At 55.0% G+C, this 2,287-nt stretch carries 4 protein-coding genes; all 4 read left to right on the top strand.

Going from position 1 to position 2,287, the window contains the following annotated elements; translation table 11 throughout:
- Positions 1 to 519: SPFH domain-containing protein (locus tag Q1K23_RS06650; protein ID WP_300363363.1), on the top strand; the 519-nt coding region annotated here is incomplete at its 5' end.
- 23 nt (positions 520 to 542) lie between these two features.
- Entirely contained in the window at positions 543 to 1,226 is a 684-nt protein-coding gene (gene hisIE, locus Q1K23_RS06645; protein WP_300363362.1) for a bifunctional phosphoribosyl-AMP cyclohydrolase/phosphoribosyl-ATP diphosphatase HisIE, read from the top strand.
- Entirely contained in the window at positions 1,219 to 1,743 is a 525-nt protein-coding gene (locus tag Q1K23_RS06640; protein WP_300363361.1) for a DUF2393 family protein, read from the top strand. Before hisIE ends, Q1K23_RS06640 begins: the two co-directional genes overlap by 8 nt.
- On the top strand, positions 1,740 to 2,285 hold the full coding sequence (locus tag Q1K23_RS06635; protein WP_300363360.1) for a DUF2393 family protein: 546 nt from the start codon (positions 1,740 to 1,742) through the stop codon (positions 2,283 to 2,285). The genes Q1K23_RS06640 and Q1K23_RS06635 overlap by 4 nt, the downstream gene beginning before the upstream one ends.
- Positions 2,286 to 2,287 lie beyond the last annotated feature (2 nt).

Raw genomic sequence — 2,287 nt, 5'->3', positions numbered from 1 at the left:
GCCGAGGAGCTTCCCGTCAAGCGTAACGAGATCGCCATCAAGATCCAAAGCGACATCGCCAAAGAGATCGACAAACTCGAGCACAACCCGGTCGAGCTGGTAGCCGTGCAGCTGCGATCGATCATCCTGCCCCAGAAGATCAAGGATCAGATCGAGCGGGTCCAGATCGCCAAGCAGGAGGCGGAGCGGGTCAAGTACGAAGTCCTCAGAGCCAAGCAGGAGGCCGAAAAGAAAGCGGCGCTGGCCCACGGTACGGCCGAGGCGAAAAAGATCCAGGCCAAGGGCGAGGCGGACCGCATCCGCATCGAAGCCGAAGCCCAGGCGAAGGCGAACAAGCTGATCAGCGATTCGCTGAGCGACGAGCTTCTCAAACTCCGCCAGATCGAGGTCCAGGGCAAGTTCAACGAAGCGCTCAAGACCAACAGGGACGCCAAGATCTTCCTGACGCCCGGCGGCGCGGTCCCGAACATCTGGATCGATACCAAAGACAAACAGCGCAGCTCCGTCGTCGGCCAGTGACGACGGAGACGAAAGGGTAAAGGATGGCCGATACCGTAATGAAGATCGACTGGGAAAAGACGCCTCTGATCCCCGTCGTGGTCCAGGACGCCGACACCAAAGAGGTACTGATGCTCGCCTACATGAACGAAGAGGCTTTCGAGCTGAGCCGTGAAACGGGATACGCCCACTACTACTCCAGGAGCCGAAAGCGCCTCTGGAAAAAGGGCGAGACGAGCGGCCACACCCAGGAGATCGTACAGATGCTGCTCGATTGCGACGCCGACACCCTGCTGCTGCTGGTCCACCAGAAGGGTGTGGCGTGCCATACGGGCAGAAAGAGCTGCTTCTTCACCGACATTCAGGCCGAAAGGACCGTCAGCGAAGCGGAAGTCGACGCGACGGCGGTCTACGGCGTCATCGACACCCTCTACCACACGATTCTCGAGCGGCGCCACGGCGACCCGAAAAGCTCCTATACCGCCAAACTCCTTCAGGGCAAAGAGAACAGCATGCTCAAAAAGGTGGTCGAGGAGGCCGGAGAGTTCTGCTTCGCCGTCAAAGACGGAAACGACGAGGAGATCATCTACGAGTGCGCCGACCTGACCTATCATGTCCTGGTCGCTCTCGGCAAGAAGGAGATCTCTCCCGACCGCATCAGACAGGAACTCGCCCGCCGTTTCGGCATGAGCGGCATCGAAGAGAAGAACAGTCGGGTCGATGGCTGAAATTCTCAGACACTATCTCCACTATACACTCCATTCCCTGACGAAATATGACTATATGGCCCTCGGCTGGATCCTTTTTCTCGGATTCCTGCTGGTCGTTCTGGCCCTCTTCATCAAAAAGAGAGCCTTCTCCTATTTTCTGCTCTTTCTGGGACTCTTCCTGCTCTTTTTCGGTCCGCCGGCCATCAAATATGCGCTGGACAGATACATACGCGCCACCGATATCACCGTCACGAAAGTGAAACCTCTCAACTACAGCCGATCCCTGATCGTGGAGGGCACCCTTACAAACAGCGGAAAGATCGACTACTCCACCTGCGATTTTGTCGTTTCCGTCTACCGGTCGCGTGGGCCGCTCAAAGAGATGGCGGCGTTTCTCAAACCGCTCAAAGTCCACATCGAACACTACGATCTGCCGCTCGAGCGCGGCGTTTCTAAACCCTTCAGGATAATCGTCGATCATTTTAGCAACGAAAAAGATTTCAACGTAAGCGTTCAGGCGAGGTGCTATCCATGATCTACTTGACCATTGTCCACTGGCTGGTTCTCTTTTTCTTTCTTGCCCTCTTCATACTGCTCGTGGTCATTTCGAAAAAAGAGACGCGGCGCAACGTCTTCTGGTCGATGGTTTTCGCTTCCTTTCTCGTCACCGTCACGGCCGCCGTATTCAGCATGTTCGTCCTGGACAAATACACGAAAAAAGGGAAACTCCTCTCGATCGAAAACCACAGAATCCTCAGAACCGAAGAGATCGTTTTCAAAGGGAGTGTCCAGAATGTGGGAAAATTCAAAATCGGACAGTGCAGACTGACGATCAAGCTGATCAACAACCCCGTCGAATCGGGAAAACTGAGCGGCAGCCAGATCTACCAGCCTTCGGGATTCGGAGATTTTTTCAAATCCCACAAAGAACGAAAGACGCGTCCCAACACGATCAAAAAAGAGTTCATCGTCGCCAAATACCTGGAACCGGGCGAAGTACGCCCCTTCACCATCCGCATGCCCTATCCGCCCTATTTTGCGAAAACGAGACTGATCTACAAGCTGCATTGCCACTGAAA

It is taken from the genome of Hydrogenimonas sp. (genome assembly GCF_029933015.1).
Taxonomy (GTDB): domain Bacteria; phylum Campylobacterota; class Campylobacteria; order Campylobacterales; family Hydrogenimonadaceae; genus Hydrogenimonas.
This window is presented reverse-complemented; position numbering and strand designations above follow the sequence as displayed.